The 17,992-nt window shown below is 70.2% G+C and carries 18 protein-coding genes and 1 pseudogene; 10 read left to right on the top strand and 9 right to left on the bottom strand.

Annotated elements, in window-relative coordinates:
- Positions 1-47: 47 nt before the first annotated feature.
- Complete coding sequence (locus ORV05_RS05295; protein ID WP_268757331.1) at positions 48-683, bottom strand: nicotinamide mononucleotide transporter family protein; 636 nt, start codon at positions 681-683, stop codon at positions 48-50.
- 386 nt (positions 684-1,069) lie between these two features.
- Between ORV05_RS05295 and ORV05_RS05290 the strand changes: the two genes are divergently transcribed.
- From ORV05_RS05290 to ORV05_RS05270, 5 genes are all read left to right on the top strand, one after another.
- Complete coding sequence (locus tag ORV05_RS05290; RefSeq protein ID WP_268757330.1) at positions 1,070-2,284, top strand: PucR family transcriptional regulator; 1,215 nt, start codon at positions 1,070-1,072, stop codon at positions 2,282-2,284.
- A gap of 215 nt (positions 2,285-2,499) precedes the next feature.
- Entirely contained in the window at positions 2,500-3,372 is an 873-nt protein-coding gene (locus tag ORV05_RS05285; RefSeq protein WP_326938119.1) for an ACP S-malonyltransferase, read from the top strand.
- On the top strand, positions 3,369-4,346 hold the full coding sequence (locus ORV05_RS05280) for a beta-ketoacyl-ACP synthase III (RefSeq protein WP_268757328.1): 978 nt from the start codon (positions 3,369-3,371) through the stop codon (positions 4,344-4,346). Before ORV05_RS05285 ends, ORV05_RS05280 begins: the two co-directional genes overlap by 4 nt.
- 68 nt (positions 4,347-4,414) lie before the next feature.
- The gene (locus ORV05_RS05275) at positions 4,415-4,660 is read left to right on the top strand and encodes an acyl carrier protein (protein WP_144592139.1); all 246 of its coding nucleotides are present in this window, start codon (positions 4,415-4,417) and stop codon (positions 4,658-4,660) included.
- Between the two features lie 42 nt (positions 4,661-4,702).
- Entirely contained in the window at positions 4,703-5,950 is a 1,248-nt protein-coding gene (locus tag ORV05_RS05270; RefSeq protein WP_268757327.1) for a beta-ketoacyl-[acyl-carrier-protein] synthase family protein, read from the top strand.
- Between the two features lie 131 nt (positions 5,951-6,081).
- Here ORV05_RS05270 and ORV05_RS05265 read toward each other — a convergent pair whose 3' ends face one another.
- The 3 genes from ORV05_RS05265 to ORV05_RS05255 form a co-directional block, all read right to left on the bottom strand.
- Positions 6,082-6,678: a hypothetical protein gene (locus tag ORV05_RS05265; protein WP_268757326.1), complete on the bottom strand. Its 597-nt coding sequence runs from the start codon at positions 6,676-6,678 to the stop codon at positions 6,082-6,084.
- Between the two features lie 87 nt (positions 6,679-6,765).
- On the bottom strand, positions 6,766-7,269 hold the full coding sequence (locus ORV05_RS05260) for a DUF3145 domain-containing protein (RefSeq protein WP_144593248.1): 504 nt from the start codon (positions 7,267-7,269) through the stop codon (positions 6,766-6,768).
- A gap of 192 nt (positions 7,270-7,461) precedes the next feature.
- Complete coding sequence (locus ORV05_RS05255) at positions 7,462-8,931, bottom strand: S8 family serine peptidase (protein WP_268757325.1); 1,470 nt, start codon at positions 8,929-8,931, stop codon at positions 7,462-7,464.
- 183 nt (positions 8,932-9,114) lie between these two features.
- Between ORV05_RS05255 and ORV05_RS05250 the strand changes: the two genes are divergently transcribed.
- Entirely contained in the window at positions 9,115-10,500 is a 1,386-nt protein-coding gene (locus tag ORV05_RS05250; protein ID WP_268757324.1) for a hypothetical protein, read from the top strand.
- A 9-nt stretch (positions 10,501-10,509) separates the two neighbouring features.
- Here the strand turns inward: ORV05_RS05250 and ORV05_RS05245 are convergent.
- Positions 10,510-11,695: pseudogene (locus ORV05_RS05245) on the bottom strand (dihydrolipoyl dehydrogenase family protein).
- Positions 11,696-11,777: 82 nt separating this feature from the next.
- On the opposite strand from ORV05_RS05245, the gene ORV05_RS36430 reads away from it, so the two are divergent.
- A complete protein-coding gene (locus tag ORV05_RS36430) occupies positions 11,778-12,725 on the top strand; it encodes a histone-like nucleoid-structuring protein Lsr2 (RefSeq protein ID WP_268757323.1) in 948 nt (315 codons plus the stop codon).
- Positions 12,726-12,801: 76 nt separating this feature from the next.
- Here ORV05_RS36430 and ORV05_RS05235 read toward each other — a convergent pair whose 3' ends face one another.
- From ORV05_RS05235 to ORV05_RS05220, 4 genes are all read right to left on the bottom strand, one after another.
- Entirely contained in the window at positions 12,802-14,184 is a 1,383-nt protein-coding gene (locus ORV05_RS05235; protein ID WP_268757322.1) for an NAD(P)(+) transhydrogenase (Re/Si-specific) subunit beta, read from the bottom strand.
- Positions 14,181-14,501, bottom strand: a complete 321-nt coding sequence (locus ORV05_RS05230) for an NAD(P) transhydrogenase subunit alpha (RefSeq protein WP_268757321.1) — start codon at positions 14,499-14,501, stop codon at positions 14,181-14,183. Before ORV05_RS05230 ends, ORV05_RS05235 begins: the two co-directional genes overlap by 4 nt.
- Positions 14,501-15,604, bottom strand: coding sequence for a Re/Si-specific NAD(P)(+) transhydrogenase subunit alpha (locus tag ORV05_RS05225; RefSeq protein ID WP_268757320.1), 1,104 nt, complete (start codon positions 15,602-15,604; stop codon positions 14,501-14,503). Before ORV05_RS05225 ends, ORV05_RS05230 begins: the two co-directional genes overlap by 1 nt.
- Positions 15,605-15,696: 92 nt before the next feature.
- A complete protein-coding gene (locus tag ORV05_RS05220) occupies positions 15,697-16,320 on the bottom strand; it encodes a TetR family transcriptional regulator (RefSeq protein WP_268757319.1) in 624 nt (207 codons plus the stop codon).
- A 114-nt stretch (positions 16,321-16,434) separates the two neighbouring features.
- Here ORV05_RS05220 and ORV05_RS05215 point away from each other — a divergent pair, with 114 nt between their 5' ends.
- The 3 genes from ORV05_RS05215 (at position 16,435) to ORV05_RS05205 (ending at position 17,938) form a co-directional block, all read left to right on the top strand.
- Entirely contained in the window at positions 16,435-16,629 is a 195-nt protein-coding gene (locus tag ORV05_RS05215; protein WP_268757318.1) for a hypothetical protein, read from the top strand.
- A 71-nt stretch (positions 16,630-16,700) separates the two neighbouring features.
- Positions 16,701-17,024: a transposase gene (locus tag ORV05_RS05210; RefSeq protein ID WP_268757317.1), complete on the top strand. Its 324-nt coding sequence runs from the start codon at positions 16,701-16,703 to the stop codon at positions 17,022-17,024.
- 83 nt (positions 17,025-17,107) lie between these two features.
- Positions 17,108-17,938: an IS3 family transposase gene (locus ORV05_RS05205; protein WP_268756100.1), complete on the top strand. Its 831-nt coding sequence runs from the start codon at positions 17,108-17,110 to the stop codon at positions 17,936-17,938.
- Positions 17,939-17,992 lie beyond the last annotated feature (54 nt).

The raw sequence follows: 17,992 nt of genomic DNA, 5'->3' as shown, positions 1-17,992 counted from the left end.
CCGGCCCCGCACCGGCGCGGACCAACCGGGGCCCGGCCGGGGGCCGGTCAGTCCGCGGGGACGGCGGGGGCGGTCACGCGGGTGCGCTGGGCGGAGCGGTTCCAGCTCCACCACCCGTGGATGACCAGCGCGGCGAACACCAGGTAGACCGTGGCGGAGAAGTACAGGCCCGAGGCGATCTGCAGCGGCACGCCGATCGCGTCCACCACGAGCCAGACCAGCCAGAACTCGACCAGGCCGAGCCCCTGTGCGGCGAAGGCGACCAGGGTGCCGACGAAGATCGCGGCGTCCGGCCACGGCGCCCACGAGGCGTCGAGCGCGGCGAGCAGCAGCGCCATGGCGACGGTGCCGACCGCGAACGCCCCGGTCATCACCAGGCGTTCGGTGAGGCTGCCGCGCCGCACGACCACGCCGTACACCGGGTCCTTGCGCCGCATCCAAGCCCACCAGCCGTACAGGGAGATCACCAGGATCGCGATCTGGCGTGCCGCCAGCCCGCCCAGGTGTGCCGAGACGTACACCGCGAACAGCAGCACGGTCGCCCCGACCTGCACGGGCCAGGTCCACAGCGTCCGGCGTTCGGCGAGGAACACCACCGCGAGCGCGAACAACTGCCCGGCCAGCTCCGCGAAGGAGATGTGCTGGCCGAATACCGTCAGCCCGTGGTGCAGCAAGTAATCCACGTCGTGATCAACCGGCCGGGACGCCCGGTGATTCCCTCACCCTCGGTGCGCCGGGGGGCCACCCCACCGCAACCCACCGCACGATTGGGTGAGACACGGTAGGACGGGTAGCGGAAAAAGATCCACAAGGTCCATAGTGGACCTACCGGTGGGGACCGGGGAGATGAGGCCGCCCAGCGCAGCGAGAACCGCAACGCGCTGGGCGGCCTCGCATCTCATGCCCGCCAAGATGTGAAAATTACTCACACCGCTCGCCGGTTTTCGCCCGCACGGGCACTTCATCCCGCCGAACGGGGAGCTCACGCCGCCGGGCATGGAACACGGGCCGCCGAAGGTGGGACGCACGCGGGGGCGCCGGGAGCGAACAAGCCTACGATCGGGTCACCATGACCCAGACGAACCATCGGCCCGCGACCAAGCACCACGGGCTGTCCGCCAAGACGCTGCGGCGGTTGGAGCGCGCGTCGGGCAGGCTGGCTTCCGCGAGTGTGGCGGCGATGGAACGGCGCCTGCCCTGGTTCAGCCGCCTGCCCGCCGACCAGCGGGCCAGTGTGCTGATGATCACCCAGACCGGTGCCGCGGGCTTCGTGGACTGGCTCCGGGACTCGCACGAGGCCCTCAAGCTGACCACCGAGGCCTTCCGCAGCGCACCGCAGGACCTCTCCCGCTGGATCGGGCTGCGGCAGGCCGTGGGCCTGGTGCGGATGGCGATCGAGGTGTTCGAGCACGAACTGCCCGCCTTCGCCGCCAACGAGGCCGAGCAGGCCGCGCTGATCGAGGGCATCCTGCGATACGGGCGCGAGATCGCCTTCGCCACCGCCAACTCCTACGCGGCGGCCGCCGAGGCGCGCGGCGCGTGGGACGCCCGCCTGGAAGCGCTCGTGGTGGACGGGATCGTCCGCGGCGACGCCGAGGAGGCCGTGCTTTCCCGCGCGGCCGCGCTGGGCTGGGATCCGGCCTCCGCGGCGACGGTGCTGGTCGGCGCGCCCTCGTCCGACGACCCGCCGACCGTGGTGTTCGAGGTGCGCCGGCTCGCCGCGCGGCTGAGCCGCCCGGTCCTGCTCAGCGTGCAGGGCTCCCGCCTGATCGTGGTCGCGGGCGGCCCGCTCGACGAGGGCACCGTGCGGGAGGAACAGGCACTGGGCAAGCTGGCCGTCGCCTTCGGGGACGGCCCCGTGGTCGCCGGCCCGACGGTGCCCAGCCTCGCCGAGGCCCACCGCAGCGCCTCCGAAGCGCTGTCAGGGCTGCGCGCGGTGGTCGGCTGGCCCGCGGCGCCCCGGCCGGTGCGGTCGGTCGAACTGCTGCCCGAGCGGGCCCTGTCCGGCGATGCCGAGGCCGAACGGCTGCTCATCGAGGAGATCGCCCAGCCGCTCGAAGCCGCCGGGACGACGGTGCTGCAGACCGTCGAGGCCTACCTCGAATCCGGCGGGGTGCTGGAAACCTGTGCGAAGACCCTGTTCGTGCACCCCAACACGGTCCGCTACCGGCTGCGCCGCGCCACTGAACTCACCGGCCGCAATCCCACCGATTCGCGGGACGCCCTGGTGCTGCGGGTCGCGCTGACGGTCGGCAGGCTCGCCCGCGCCCGCGGCCTGTGGTGAGCCCGTGATCGTGAGCAGATTCACGCCGCGGACTGCCCGAACCTTACAAGCGTGCACCGCCGGTGTTGTGGTTCCCGCCGCCATTTTTGGAGGGGGGCTACAAATTCGCCGCAAGGACTTGGTGAGCGGCGACATCCCGGTGACGACGAGGTGCCGTGTTCCCTGGACACGTGACAGCACTGCTCGCCCCCGGACAGGGCTCTCAGGCTCCCGGCATGTTCACTCCCTGGCTCGAGCTCGACGGCACCCGTGAGAAGCTCGAGCGCTGGTCGGAGCGGGCCGGACTCGACCTGATCGGGCTCGGCACCGAAGCCGACGCCGAGACCATCCAGGACACCGCGATCACCCAGCCGCTGATCGTCGCGCTGTCCCTGCTCGCCTACGAGGAGATCCAGGCGCGCCAGGCCGTTCCCCAGGACGCGCCCGTGGCCGGGCACTCCGTCGGGGAGCTGGCCGCCGCCGCGATCGCCGGTGTGCTGTCCGCCGAGGACGCCGTCACCCTCGCCGCGGTGCGCGGGGCGGAGATGGCCAAGGCGTGCGCGCTGGAGCCGACGAGCATGGCCGCGGTGATGCTGGGCGAGCCGGAGCAGGTCGTGGACTGGCTGGCCGGGCACGGGCTGACCGCCGCGAACCGCAACGGTGCGGGCCAGATCGTCGCTTCCGGGGCCACCGACGCCATCGAACGGATCGTCGCCGAACCGCTGGAAGGCACCAAGGTGCGCCGGCTCAAGGTCGCGGGCGCCTTCCACACCTCGTACATGGCGCCCGCCGAGGAGGCGCTGCGGCGGCACGCCGCGTCCATCACCCCGGCCGCCCCGGTGCGCCCGCTGCTGTCCAATGCCGATGGCAAGGTCGTCACCAGTGGCGCCGAGTACCTGGACCGCCTGGTCGAGCAGGTGACCAGGCCGGTGCGCTGGGACCTGACCATGGACGGGCTGGTCGCGCTCGGCGTCACCACCACCGTCGAACTCCCCCCGGCGGGCACGCTGACCGGTCTGGTCAAGCGCCAGCTGAAGGGCATCGTCACCACCACGATCGCACTGAAGACCCCGGCCGAGCTGGCCGCCGTCACGAAGGAGGCCGAGTGACGCCGGTACTGCGGCTCAAGCAGGGACCAGCCGCGACGCGGGTACTGGGGGTGGGCAGCACCCAGCCCGACCGCGTGGTCACCAACGACGACCTGTCCAAGATCATGGACACCGACGACCAGTGGATCCGCGACCGGGTCGGCATCATCGAGCGCCGGTTCGCCGACAAGGACGAACTGCTCGTCGACATGGCGGTGAAGGCGGGCACGAACGCGCTCGCCGACGCCGGGGTCGATCCCTCCGAAGTGGACACCGTGATCGTGCCGAACTGCACGCTGCCCGCGCCGATCCCGAACGCCGCGGCCCAGGTGGCCGACCGGATCGGGATCAAGGCGCCCGGTGCCTTCGACCTCAACGCCGCCTGCGCCGGGTTCTGCTATGGGCTGGGCGTGGCCTCGGACCTGATCCGCTCCGGTTCCGCGGGCAAGGTGCTGGTGATCGGCGCCGAGAAGCTCACCGACGTGGTCGACCCCTACGACCGGGCGAACGCGATCATCTTCGCCGACGGCGCGGGCGCCATGGTGGTCGGCCCGTCGGAGGAGCCCGGCATCGGGCCGGTGGCCTGGGGCAGCGCCGGCGACCTCGTCGACATGATCTACATGCGGGACCACCGCTACATCTACCAGGAGGGCCAGTCGGTCTTCCGGTGGGCGACCACCCAGATCGCGCCGGTCGCGTTGCGCGCGCTGGAGCTGGCCGGGGTGCAGCCGTCCGATGTGGACGTCCTCATCCCGCACCAGGCGAACCTGCGGATCGTCGACGCGATCGCCAAGCGCCTGCGCGCCAAGGGCGCCCGCGAGGACATGGTGGTCGCCGACGACATCAAGTACTCGGGCAACACCTCGTCCGCGTCCATCCCGATGGCGCTCGACCACATGCGCAAGGCAGGCACCGTCCACAGTGGGGACGTGGTGCTGATGGTCGGTTTCGGCGCGGGACTGTCCTACGCCGGTCAGGTCATCATCTGCCCGTGATACCACTTACCCCGGCGGGCACCGGCCCGCCGGGGTGATCAAACCCGTAACCAGAAAGGGAACCAACAGTGGCGGACAAAGAAGAGATCCTCGCCGGCCTCGCGGAAATCGTCGAAGAGGTCGCCGGTGTCGCCAAGGACGACGTGAGCTCCGAGAAGTCGTTCGTGGACGACCTGGACATCGACTCGCTGTCGATGGTGGAGATCGCGGTGCAGGCCGAGGACAGGTTCGGGGTCAAGATCCCCGACGACGAGCTGGCCAACCTGAAGACCGTCGGCGACGCCGTGGACTACGTCGCGGCGAACGCCAAGTAACGAACAACGTCATTCTCTGAACGAGACCTCGGGGAGACTCATATGGGCAACATCGACGTCGTCATCACCGGGCTGGGCGCCACCACGCCGCTCGGCGGGGACGTCGCGTCCACCTGGGACGGCCTGCTCGCCGGCCGCAGCGGCATCCGCCGCATCGAGGCCGACTGGGTCGAGAAATTCGATCTGCCGGTGAAGATCGGCGCCACGCTCGCCGAGGATCCGACGGAGAAGCTCCCGCGGGTGCAGGCCCGCAGGCTGGACCGCTGCGAGCAGGTCGCCCTGATCGCGGCACGGCAGGCGTGGGCGGATGCCGGTTTCTCGGAGCCGACGGACGAGCACAGCGACGTCGAGCCCGAGCGGCTCGGCGTGTCCATCGGCACCGGGATCGGGGGTCCGGTGACCCTGCTGAACCAGGACGACCTGCTGGAGGAGTACGGCATCCGCAAGGTGTCGCCGCTGACCGTGCCGATGCTGATGCCCAACGGTCCCGCCGCGCACGTCGGCATCGACCTGAGGGCCCGTGCCGGAGTGCACTCACCCGCCTCGGCGTGTGCCTCCGGCGCGGAGGGCATCGCCAACGCCTACCAGATGATCCAGAACGGCCGGGCCGACGTGGTGGTCGCCGGTGGGGCGGAAGCCTGCATCCACCCGATCACCATCGCCGGTTTCGCCCAGGCCCGTACCGTGTCCACCCGCAACGACGAGCCCGAACTCGCCTCCCGGCCGTTCGACGCCGCGCGGGACGGGTTCGTGCTCGGCGAGGGCGCGGGCGTGGTCATCCTGGAGCGCGCCGACCGGGCCAAGGCCCGCGGCGCGCGGATCTACGGCAGGCTCGCCGGATACGGGATCACCTCCGACGCCTACCACATCACCGGCAACCACCCGGAGGGCGTCGGCCAGATCGCGGCGATGACCAACGCGATCCGGATGGCCGGGCTGACCGCGGACGACATCGGTCACGTCAACGCGCACGCCACCTCCACGGTGGTGGGCGACGTCGGCGAGGCCAACGCGATCCGCAAGGCGATCGGCAGCCACCCCTTGGTGACCGCGCCGAAGGGCGCGCTCGGCCACCTCGTGGGCGGGGCCGGCGCGGTCGAGGGCATCGCGACGTTGCTCTCGGTCTACCACGGCATCGTGCCCGCCACCCTGAACCTCGAGAACCTCGACCCGAAGGTCGACCTCGACGTGGTGGCCGGGGAACCGCGGAAGGCCGAGTTGACCGCCGCGATCAGCAACTCGTTCGGGTTCGGCGGCCACAACACGGCCCTGGTGTTCACCGCCGCCTGACGCTTCACCCCGATAGGGCCGTGAGGGAACCCCTCACGGCCCTGTTTGCTGCCCTTTTTGCCAGGGTTCCGGCACCGGCTCGGCGTTGGCCGTGAAGGGTCCCTACGGCTCGCCCCAGCCCCTCCTCCGGCTCAGCAGGCGGTGGCGTCGATGCTGGCGTAGCCGGGGAGCGTGTCGACCTTCCAGTCGCCGCCCTCCTGGGTGACGGGCAGGACCAGCTTCCACTGCACGCAGGTAGCGCCCGGCAGTTCCAGGGGCGCCTGCTGCGGCTGCTGCGTGCTGGTGAACCCGACCAGGACCCGCAGGTCGTGCTCCGAAGCCAGGTCGATCCGGTAGACCAGGATGCTGCCGTCCTTGGACGACTCGAAGTCCTTGAGCCAGGTGGCGCGGGGCTTGTTCCGGACGCGCTCGCTGGTGACGGTCTGCTTCCAGCGGTCGTAGTCGCGACCGTTGATCGCATCGAAATAGGTCTGGAGCAGCCGCCGAACCTCGTCGTGGTACGGGTGCAGGGCCGCGTCCCGGGTCAGTTCGACGGTGCCCGGGCCCGGCTGCTGTCCGGGTGGGCGCACGGTGGTGCTGGGCGGGGCGAGCACCGACTGCGGCTGCGGATCGGGCTGGTGGTAAAACTCCCGCGCCAACAGGCCGCCACCCACCATCAACGAGACGACCACGATCCCGGTGGGCAGCAGCCACCGTTGCGGGGTCCAAGGCGCTGGCACAGCTGACACATCGGCAGGGTAGTGGTCGGCGTTAGCGGCCCGCCCGCCGTGTCACCATTCATGACCCGGTCGTGCCCTCACCGAAGGCACTCCCGGTCACCCCACGCGGTGCAGCCAGGTGACGGGGGCGCCGTCGCCGGCATGCCGGAAGGGTTCCAGCGCCTCGTCCCAGTTCGCGGCGAGCAGTTCGTCGACGCGGTGGGCGAACGCTTCCCCGGCACGGGCCTGGCGTACCAGGGCACGCAGCTGGTCCTCACCGACCACGATGTCGCCGTTGGCACTGATCCGGCCGTGCCACAGGCCAAGACCGGGCACGTAGCAGAACCGTTCACCGTCGACCCCGGCACTGGGCTCCTCGGTGACCTCGAAGCGCAGCATGGGCCACGCCTTCAGCCCGGCGGCGAGCTTGCCGCCGGTGCCGGCGGGCGCGCTCCAGTTGCATTCGGCCCGCAACTGGCCGGGCGCGGCGGGCTGCGCCGTCCACTGTAGATCGACCCGGGCACCCAGGGTGCCCGAGATCGCCCACTCGACGTGCGGGCATACCGCAGACGGCGACGAGTGGACGTACACCACGCCACGGGTGTTGCCACGGGTGCTCACTGCTGACCTCCGCTACTCGACGAGGGGCGTCTTCCCCTACGACCTCGCGAGTCTCGGTTGCTTCACTCGTGACGCGGCTTAGCACATTCTGCACTGTGATCACCCATTTGGCCACACGAACATCGAGGCCCGCAACTCGTTCCACGGCAAGGTCTCCCGCGCGGTCGCGGTACGCGGGAGACCTTGCCGTGCTCAGCCGCCGGAGGTCAGGTACCGGGCGGCGGCCACCGTGTCGGCCAGCCCGGTTCCCTTGTCGTAGCTGGACGGATACGGTCCCGCCTGCTGGTACGCGGCGCCGTCGGAGTACCGGTGAGCGGTGGCCTTGAGAGCGCTTTCGATCTGGGCCGGAGTGGCGGACGGGTCGGCCTGAAACAGCTGCGCCACGATTCCGGTGATCTGCGGGGCGGCCATGGAGGTCCCGCTGATCACGTTGTAGGTGCCGAGGTCGAGCGGCCCGGGACCGTTCTCGGGCTGGAGCCCCTGGGCACAGACGATCAGGTAGGGACGGCAGGAGGACAGGATGTTCTCCCCGGGGGCGGACACGTCGGGCCAGGTGGCCGGGTCGCTCGCGAGCCCGCGGGAGGAGTACGCCGACACCGCACCGTCGCGCGTACCGGTGCCCTGGTCGTTGTAGGAGGCCACCGAGATGATCCCGGGCGTCGGGTCCTGCCCCGGCGGGTTGGACAGGTTCTTGCTGCCGTCGCCGCCGTCGTTGCCGTTGGCCCAGACGGTGACCACGCCTTCGGCCGCCAGCGCCCGCTGCAGCTGGACGGTCGCCGAATTCGGGTCGAAGGCGCCGCCACCGCTGGGCCCGTAGGAGTTGTTGATCACCTTGATGGGCGGGCAGACCGAGGCGGGCACCCCGGCGCCACAGGGCGCGTCGTGGTTTTCCAGCACCCAGTTCAGTGCCGCGTCGGTGCCGAGCAGGAGGATGGCCAGCCCGGTCGAGATCGCCACGATCCTGGCCCCCGGCGCGGAGCCGCCGACCCTGGTGCCGTCCGGCAGGGTCAGCGCGGCGCCTGCGGCGATCCCGGTGACGTGGGTGCCGTGCCCCCCGAGGGAGGTGGTGTCGGTGTCCAGCGTGGTGGGCACGTCCAGGATGCACGAGGCCGCCGTGCCCGAGGTGCAGGCGCTCTTGAGGTTGCGGACCACGCGGGTGGTGCCGCCGGACCGGAACGCCGGATGGTTCGGGTCGACCCCGGTGTCGATGATCGCGACGGACACCCCGCTGCCGTCCAGCGCCGCACCGTTCGCCCCGGTGAGCGTGGTGCGGGCCTCGGCGCTGCGGGTGGCGGTGGTGCCGGTGTCGCCGAAGGCGACCAGCGGATCGTCGTGCTCCACGTAGGTCACGCCGGGCTGCCGCCGGAGCGCGCGGACCTGCCCGGCCGTGCCGCTGGCGGCGACCACGCCGATCCTCGTGAACCGGGTGATCTCGGCCAGCCCGGCCTGCCGCACGGCATGCTCGGCGGTGGCCACGTCCGTGGCGTGGACCAGGGTGGTCATCGGCACCGTGTCCGCGACCGCGGCCAGCAGTCCGGCCAGGCTCGCGGACACCGGGGCCTGCTCGTCGGCCACCGCGGCCGGAACGGGAACGAGCAGGGGAAGCACGAGGGCGGCGGTGATCGCGAGTGATCTCCGCCGCCTGGGGACGCGCCGTCGCATCGGCTCTCCTGGGGATCGGGGACGAACGAACCTACTAACCAGTAGCACTTCGGTGAGTGATCGCCGTCACCCGATCGTTCCGCCTCGCGGGAAGGGCAGGTGATTTTCACACTGTTGGCCGCATGGACAACTACCGCGCGCTACCGTGAGCACCCAGCACACCACCGCTTCGGGGAGAGACAGGTGCGACTCGTTCGTCTGGCGCCACAGCCGTCCCGGGTCGCCGACGACATCCGGGCGGCGCTGACCTCACTCGGCCGCGGCGAGACCGTCTCCGGGGGCGTGGCGCTGATCGGCGCCCGCCCGCTGCCATCGGGCAGACCCGTGGACGCCGCGGTCGTGCTGCCCCGCGGGGTGCTGCTCGTGCTCGGCATCGACCTGCCCGGCCCGGCGCTCCGGCTCGAAGCCCCGCTCGACGCCCCGTGGAAGGCCGACGGCTGGGCGGTGCCTGCCCCGGATCGGGCGCCCAACCCCGCCGCCGCCAAGCTGGCCCATGCGGAATCGATCGGCAAGGCGCTGCGGCCGGCCCTGCCGGAGGGCATGCCGGTGGGCACCGTCCTGGCGATCGGCCCGTTCGTGGACACCGTCGACCAGCCGCCCGCCGACCTCGCGGGTGCCGTGCGGGTACTGCACCCGAGCGCCACGAGCATGCTCGCCGCCACGGTCTCCCTGGCTTCGGCGCCGCGTCCCTGTCCGGCCGCCCAGGCGCGCAGGCTCATCCGGATGCTCGCCCCGGACGCCCCGGCGCTCTCCGAAGAGGAACTGGTCGCCGAAGGGTTCGCCGCGGAGGACCCGTTGTCCCCGGTCACCGAGAAACTCCCACCGCCGAAACCGGCGTCCCGGCCGCCCTCGGCCCCGAAACCACCGGCCGCGCCGCCGAAACCGCCGGTTCCGCCGCCCCAGCCGCCTCGGCCCGCCCCGATCGAGGTCACCGCACCGGTGCCCAAGATCGTCGACGGGCCCGGGGTCCCCGGCCGCAACTCCCCGACCGACCTCCGCACCGTCCGCTGGCTCCCGTGGGCCGCGATCGGCCTGCTCTCGGTGCTGCTGGTCACCGCGATCGTGCTCGCCACCACCAGCGGTGGCGGCACCGGAAAGCAGAGCACGGCCACCTCGACCGCACCGGCACCGCAGTTCGTCGACGGAATCCCCTTCCTCGCCCGTGATTCCGCCTCGGACCCGCGCTGCGCCGCACATGCGGTCGGTGACGTGCAGGCGAGCCTGCAGCGCACCGGATGCGTGTCGATGAAGCGCGGCAGCTTCGAAGCGACCGTCGACGGCAGGCCTGCCGCGGTGTCCGTCGCGGAGATCACGTTCGCCGACACCGTGGCCGCCACGGAGTTCAAGAAGGTCGCGGACAACCCCGGGGGAGGTAGCGTGACCGACCTGGCCGTGGAAACCCGGAAGTGGCCGCGCACCCCGCATTTCGAAAGTGCCGCTTACCTCAGCGCCGACGACGGCACCACCGTGCGCCTGGTGCTGGCCGGCTGGTTCGACCAGCCGTCCACCACCACCGACCCCGCGCTGGTCCGCGCCGCGCGGGCCGCGACCACTCTCCGGATCCCCTGAACCCCGGTCTCAGAGACCGTAGGCCTCCAGCAGCCGCAACCAGACCTCGCTGATCGTCGGGAAGGCGGGCACGGCATGCCACCGGACCGGGAACGCCGACCGAGGCGACCTCGGGGTCGGTGAACACCACCTGCGGCACGGCGTGGTGATCGGCGGTGCTGGTATGGGCGCTCCACGGCCGCCGGTCCACCGGGTTCCCGGCGGCCTTCGCCGCGACGGCCTCGCCCGTCGCGCGGGCCGCGTACTTGCCCTGGTGGGTCAGCAACGCCCGGCCGGTCACGTCACCGGCCGCGTACAGCCAGCCACCGTCTACATCGGACACCTGGCCGGTGTCGTCCACGACGAGCGGCCCACCGGGGGTCACGCCGGCCGCCTCCAGCCCGAGACCGTCGGTGGCGGGACGGCGCCCGGTCGCGATCAGCAGCCGGTCCACGGTGAGCTCCCCGCCGCCCCTCAGCCGCAACCGCGCCGCGGTGTCCACTTGCGAGATCCCGGACAGCCCGCTGTCGGCGTGAATCCGCACACCGTCCTCCCGAAGCCCGTCGGCCACGAGGTCGCCGACGAATCCGGCATAACGCGGCAGGGGACGCGGACCGGTCATGATCAGATCGACCTGGGCGCCCAGCCTCGCCCACGCCTGCGCCATCTCGACGCCGACGACTCCGCCGCCCAGCACGGCAAGGCGACCGGGCACCTCACTCGCGGACGTCGCGTCGCGCGAAGTCCAGATCGGCGCCCCGGTCAGTCCCGGAATGTCCGGTGTCCTGGGCACACTGCCGGTGCACACGATGACCGCGTGCCGCGCCAGCAGCACCCGGTCATCGTCCACAGTGACCTTTCGCTCACCGGTGATCCGCGCGTGCCCCAGCACGGTTTCGATACCGGCACCACGGGCCCATTCGACCTGCCCGGTGTCGTCACCCTTGCTCGTGAACCAGTCACGGCGGCGGAACACCTCTTCCGGAACCAGTGCACCGGACACCGGGACACCGGGCATGCGCCGGGCCGCGGCGAGCAGGTTTCCCGGCCGCAGCAAGGCTTTGCTGGGAATGCAGGCCCAGTAGGAGCATTCTCCGCCGAAACGCTCGTGGTCCACCAGCACCGTTTTCAACCCGCCGCGAGCGGTCCTTTCGGCCGCATTCTCCCCCACCGGTCCGGCGCCGATCACCACGACGTCGTAAGTCTGTTCACCCATGCCCACAGCGCGCACCACGAGGGAACGCGACGCAAGGCGGCGAGGTATTCTCACCCGCAGCATTCGAGCACTGGAGGTTTCGGTGGCCAAGAACACCGCAGTCCACTCGCTGGACGACCTGAACGGCGAACCGGCCCAGGAGCAGGTCCGGTTCAGCCTGGACGGTGTCGACTACGACATCGATCTTTCCGATGAGAACGCGGAAAGCCTGCGGCAGATCCTTGCCCGCTACGTCCAGCACGGCCGCCGGACCGGTGGGCGCAAGCGGCCTCCGCGCCGGCTCGCGCCGCCGAAGCGCCGCCCGGCTTCCCGTACGGCCGCGAAGGGCACCGCCAAGGCCGCCGCCGCGAGCACCGAGAAGGCGAAGTCCGCCACCACGACCAGGCGTGCCGCGGCGAAAACCGCCGCCACGGCGAAGCCCGCCGCGGCCGCCACCGCGAAAACCGCGGCGAGCAAAGCGAAAACGGCCAAGGCCGCCCCCAAGACGGCACCGAAGGCGGCACCCAAGGCAGCGGCGGTGAAGCCAGCTCCCAAGGCAGCACCGAAGGCAGCGGCGAAGGCCACCGCCACGGCGAAGAAGACCGCCACGGCCAAGCCCGCCACCGCGAAGGCCGCGCCCAAGACGGCCGCCAAGGCCGCCACCAAGACCACGGCGAAGCCCGCCGCGAAGACCGCCGCCAAGGCGAGCACCACCAAGACGGCGGCCAAGACGGCGGAGCCCAAGACTGCGGCCAAGACTGCCGCGCCCAAGACGGCGGCGAAGGCCACGGCGACCAGGAGCACGGCCAAGAGCACCGTGAAAACGGCAACGAAGGCGGCGACGAAGGCGGCTCCGAAGACCGCTGTGAAGACCGCTCCGAAGGCGGCTCCGAAGACCGCTGCGACGACAGAGCCGAAGACGGTCGCCAAGGCCGAACCGGCGAAGGCCGCGCCGAAGGCCGAAACCACGGAGAAGGCTCCGCGCCGCACCCGCAAGGCGCCGCCCGTCATCTTCTCCGCGGCGGAGGAACCGACCACGGCAGAGCAGTAAGGACAAGTCCCGGAAAGGCACTTCGGCTCCGAAGTGCCCCCGGCCCGGTGGCCGTGAGGATTCCCTCACGGCACCTTCACAGGGCCTTGAGTTCCTCCACGATCTCGCGCACCGAAGCCTTCGCGTCGCCGAAGAGCATGCTGGTCTTCGGATCGTAGAAGAGTTCGTTGTCGATACCGGCGAATCCCGAACTCATCGAACGTTTCAGCACGATCACCGAACGACTCGCCGTGACGTCCAGGATCGGCATGCCGTAGATCGGTGAACCGGGGTCGCTGCGGGCCGCCGGATTGGTCACGTCGTTCGCCCCGATCACCAGGGCCACGTCGGTCTGCGGAAACTCCGAATTGATCTCGTCCATTTCCTTGAGCTGTTCGTAGGGCACATCGGCCTCCGCCAGCAGCACGTTCATATGGCCCGGCATGCGCCCGGCCACCGGGTGAATCGCGTAGGACACCGAGATCCCCTTGCCCTCCAGCAACTGCGCCATCTCCCGCACCGCGTGCTGCGCCTGTGCCACCGCCATGCCGTAACCGGGCACCACCACGACCTTGCTCGCGTAGGCCAGCTGGATCGCGGTGTCGGCCGAACTGGTGCTGCGCACCGGGCGGGTCTCCTTCGCCGTGGCGATCACCGCCTTGGCCCCGCCGAAACCGCCGGCCACGATCGCCGGGATCGACCGGTTCATCGCCTTGGCCATCAGATTCGTCAGGATCGAACCCGAGGCACCGACGATCATCCCGGCCACGATCAGCGCCGTGTTGCCCAGCGCCAGGCCCATCGCCGCCGCGGACAACCCGGTGAACGCGTTGAGCAGCGAGATCACCACCGGCATGTCGGCCCCGCCGATGGGCAGCACCACCATCACCCCGAGCGCGGCCGCGGCCAGCAGCAGCACGATCATCAGGATTTCCATGCGGACACCGGAAAGGACCGCGGCGCCACAACCGACCGCACCCAGCAGCAGAACGATGTTCAACGGCTGCTGCAGGCCGCGCAGGGTGACCGGGCGCCCGGGCAGGATCTCCTGCAGCTTGCCGAAGGCGATCAGCGAACCCCAGAACGAAATGGACCCGATGAGCGCCGCGAACAGCGAAGCGACCGCGACGTAGACGGGCTCGACGAGATAGCCGCCGGTGGTGCGGAATTCGACCCAGGCGATCAACGCCACCGCGCCGCCACCGACCCCGTTGAACAGCGCCACCATCTGGGGCATCGCGGTCATCTTCACCTTGCGCACCGCGGGCACACCGACCAGCGCGCCCAGCACGACACCCAGCGCGATCAGCGGCCAGTTGCCCATGCCGGGGATGAGCAGCGTGGCCACCACGGCGATCACCATGCCCACGGCGGCGATCGCGTTGCCCCGCACCGCCGTCCGCGGACCGGTCAGGCCCATCAGGCCGTAGATGAACAGGGAGAAGGCGACGATGTAGAGGACGCCGACGAGGGGAGTCATTCGGATTCCTTCTGCCCGGCGGCGGCCCGCCCGCGATCCTTCTGCTTGCCCTTGAACATCGCGAGCATCCGGTCGGTGACCAGGAACCCGCCGACGATGTTGATCGTGCCGAACGCGATCGCGATCACCAGCAGGATCTTGTTCAGCACGCCCTCGGCGCCGAGGCCCAGCACGATCAGCCCGCCGAGCAGCACGATGCCGTGAATGGCGTTGGTACCCGACATCAGCGGGGTGTGCAGCGTGTTGGGCACCTTCGAAATCACCGCGAAACCCACGAACCCGGCCAGTACCAGGATCGCGAGGCTGGCCACCAGCATCAGCCCTCTCCCTTCTCCTGGCCGGCGACACAGGCGGCGGCGAGGACCTCGTCGGAGAAATCGAGCGCGAGCCTGCCTTCGGAGTCGACCATCAACTCGATCAGTTCGGTCAGGTTGCGCGCGTAGAGTTCGCTGGCGTGCCACGGCATCTCCGCGGGCAGGTTCAGCGGCGAGCAGATGGTGACCTCGTGCGCGACGATGTCGCGGCCCGGTTCGGTCAGCTCACAGTTGCCACCCGACTCCCCCGCGAGGTCGACCACCACACCCCCCGCGGGCATCCCGCGCACCGCGTCGGCCGTCACCAGGGTCGGCGCCCTGCGGCCGGGCACCAGGGCAGTGGTGATCACCACGTCGAACTTCGTGATCGCCTCGGTGAGCCTTCGCTGCTGCTCGGCCCGCTCCTCCTCGGTGAGCTCGCGCGCATAGCCGCCTTCGCCCACGGCCTCGATGCCGAGGTCGAGCCAGTGAGCGCCGACCGACCGGACCTGCTCGGCGACCTCGGGCCGCACGTCGTACCCGGTGGTCTGCGCACCGAGGCGTTTCGCCGTGGCCAGCGCCTGCAGTCCGGCCACGCCCGCGCCGAGCACCAGCACCTTCGCCGGGGGGACGGTGCCCGCGGCCGTGGTGAGCATCGGGAAGAACCGGGGCAGGGTCTCGGCGGCGCGCAACACCGCGCGGTACCCGGCAACGCTGCTCTGCGAGGACAGCGCGTCCATCGCCTGGGCTCGGGTGATGCGCGGGATCGACTCCATCGCGAAGGCGGTCACCCCGGCCCCGGCCAGCGCCGCTATCCCGTCCACATCGGACAGTGGCTTCAGGAAGCCGATCAGGATCGTGCCCGGCGAAAGCCGCGCCGTCTCGGCCGCGCTCGGCGGCGCGACCTTGAGCAGGATGCGAGCGGACCAGGCGTTGCCGAGGCTCGCCCCCGCCGCTTCGAAGGCCGCGTCCGCGATCAGCGCCCCCTCGCCCGCACCGGGTTCCACCACCACCCGCAGGCCGCGCTTGACCAGCCGCTCGACCGCCTTCGGCACCAGGGCGACCCGGCGCTCCCCCGGTGCCGATTCCCGCACGACGCCGACCGACAACGGCTCGCTATCGACCACGGCGCAACCTCCTCGTCGGCGGGGACAGCCGGAGCTCCGGCGTTACCAGCAAAGATCGCCGCGGCGCTCCCGTCAAGTCATACTGCGCCGATTCAGCGCCAATTCGGCACCGCCAGTGTGATGAGGCGGAGCCGTTTTTCGGCGATGCGCAGGACGAGCTCGTCGGCTTCCTCGTCGCGCCGGCGCGCCTCCAGCAGCTCGGTCACGGTGGCCAGCATCGCGGTCACGATCAGGCCCGCGATCATGTGCAGATCCTCGGCCGACCATTCCCGCAGACAGTCGAATCGCGCGAGATCCACCGCGAGTTCGGTGGAAAACAGTTTCAGCTCGAAAGCGATGGCCCGGCCGATCGTTCCGCTGCCCGCGTAACGCTCCCGGGTGACGAAACGGAAGTGGTCCTCGTGCGCGCGGACATGCTCACGCAGGGTGCGCACCGAGGCCCGGATCGCGTCGGTGGAGTTCCCCGGTTCACTGCGGGCGGAGCGGAGCATCGCCCGCAGCGTGCTCGTGGATTCCTCCACCAGCGCGACGCCGAGTTCGTCCATCGAGGCGAAATGCCGGTAGAACGCGGTCGGCACGATGCCCGCCCGCTTGGTCACCTCCCGCAGGCTGAGGGTGGCGAAACCACGGTCGGCCAGCAGGCTCAGTGCGGCGTCGAGCAGGGCGCGCCTGGTCCGTTCCTTGCGCTCGTGGCGCGTCTCCGGTTCCACTGTCACGCAAGTCAGTGTACGTATGTGCACAATGTAGGCCAGTTCACATTGCCAACGCCAAGGAAGGACCCCACTATTGAGTGCACGGTTGTTCACTCAATTGACTGGCAGGGAGGCGTCATGGTGAGTCGGTTCGAAGGCGAGAAGGACACCGTGCAGGTGCTCACCGAATCCGCGGCGACCCATATCGGCAGGATCGCCGCCGTCATCACCGGTGCGGTCCGCGAGATCGCCCGCGAGACCGGCGACTGGTTGACGGAGGTCATCGAAATGCGCGAGGCCGCCCAACGCGCGCGGGCCGACCACACCGACTGACGAGTGAGGTTCACCCCGGGTAGTGGACACCGAGTTAGCAGGACCAGTGGTCCTGTTGAAAGGATGTCCTCATGCCTCCTCACAAGCGCCGTTCGTACACGGCCGAGTACAAGGTCGAGGCTGCTCACCGTGTGATCGATTCCGGCCGTACGATCTCCGAGGTCGCTCGCGAGCTGGGAATCGACGCGGGCATGTTGAGTGTCTGGGTCAAAGACGAACGACGCCGGATCACCGCGGCCGAGGTCCACGGGGACAAACCCCTGGAGGCCGCCGAGCGGGCCGAGTTGCTGCGCCTGCGCGGGCAGGTGGCCGAGCTGGAGAAGGACAACGCGTTCCTGGTAAAAGCCTCGGCGTACTTTGCCGCGATGCAGAAGAACCGGCCCGGTTCGCTCTGATGGCCAAGTACGCCGGCCCCGACGAGTTCGCCGCCGCCGCCACCACCGCTTCGCCGCCGAACGCCCGGTTCTCGGTCCGCCGCATGGCGCGACTGCTGGGCGTGTCGACGTCGGGCTACTACGCCCACGTCAAGCGTGTTGCGGCAACGGTGCTTACACCGCGGCAGCAACGCCGAGCCGACCTGGAGGTGAAGATCACCCAGGCGCACACAGAGTCGCGTGGAACCTACGGGTCGCCGCGGATCACTGCCGAACTGCGTGACCAAGGCGAGGTGGTCACCGCGAAGACCGTCGCCAAGATCATGGCCTCGATCGGGCTCGAGGGCATCAGCCCGCGCACGTTCAAGGTGAAGACGACGGTGGTCGATCCGACCGCGTCGTTCCCGCCGGATCTGGTCGACCGGCACTTCGACCGGGACCGGCCCGACGCGGTCTGGCTCACCGACATCACGTATCTGACGTGTGGTGAGGGCGAGATGTTCCTGTGCGCGATCCGGGACGGACATTCCCGGAAAGTGTTGGGCTACAGCGTGTCCGAACACATCGGTGCCGCGATGGTCACCGATGCCATCGATGCCGCAGTGGCCGCCCGTGGCGCCAGATGTCGTGGCACCATCCTGCATTCCGACCGCGGCGGGGAATACACGGCGCACCTGACAGCCGCAGCGTGTTTCCGGCACGGGCTGCGCCGGTCGATGGGCGCGACCGGGATCTGCTGGGACAACAGCCCGGCGGAATCGTTCTGGTCGACGTTCAAACACGAGCACTACTACCGGCACACGTACGCCACGAAGACAGAACTCGTTGCCGCGATTGACAAATGGATCAGTTTCTACAACAGTACACGGCGGCACTCCGCGATCGGGATGATCAGCCCCGACAACTTCGAGCAATCACTCCGAACGGCTGCCTGAACCCTTGTAAGCCCCTGTCCACCACTCGGGGTGAACCTCAGAGTGGGGAAAACC

Source organism: Amycolatopsis cynarae (assembly GCF_026802195.1).
GTDB classification, from domain to species: domain Bacteria; phylum Actinomycetota; class Actinomycetes; order Mycobacteriales; family Pseudonocardiaceae; genus Amycolatopsis_E; species Amycolatopsis_E rhizosphaerae.
This window is presented reverse-complemented; position numbering and strand designations above follow the sequence as displayed.

Bases quoted from the DNA above. Each gene is read 5' to 3' on its own strand.
- ORV05_RS05290 (WP_268757330.1), top strand. From the start codon at position 1,070: ATGACCCAGACGAACCATCGGCCCGCGACCAAGCACCACGGGCTGTCC.
- ORV05_RS05255 (WP_268757325.1), bottom strand. From the start codon at position 8,931: ATGCGACGGCGCGTCCCCAGGCGGCGGAGATCACTCGCGATCACCGCC.
- ORV05_RS05205 (WP_268756100.1), top strand. From the start codon at position 17,108: ATGGCGCGACTGCTGGGCGTGTCGACGTCGGGCTACTACGCCCACGTC.
- ORV05_RS05210 (WP_268757317.1), top strand. From the start codon at position 16,701: ATGCCTCCTCACAAGCGCCGTTCGTACACGGCCGAGTACAAGGTCGAG.
- ORV05_RS05270 (WP_268757327.1), top strand. From the start codon at position 4,703: ATGGGCAACATCGACGTCGTCATCACCGGGCTGGGCGCCACCACGCCG.
- ORV05_RS05235 (WP_268757322.1), bottom strand. From the start codon at position 14,184: ATGACTCCCCTCGTCGGCGTCCTCTACATCGTCGCCTTCTCCCTGTTC.
- ORV05_RS05230 (WP_268757321.1), bottom strand. From the start codon at position 14,501: ATGCTGGTGGCCAGCCTCGCGATCCTGGTACTGGCCGGGTTCGTGGGT.
- ORV05_RS05285 (WP_326938119.1), top strand. From the start codon at position 2,500: ATGTTCACTCCCTGGCTCGAGCTCGACGGCACCCGTGAGAAGCTCGAG.
- ORV05_RS05215 (WP_268757318.1), top strand. From the start codon at position 16,435: ATGGTGAGTCGGTTCGAAGGCGAGAAGGACACCGTGCAGGTGCTCACC.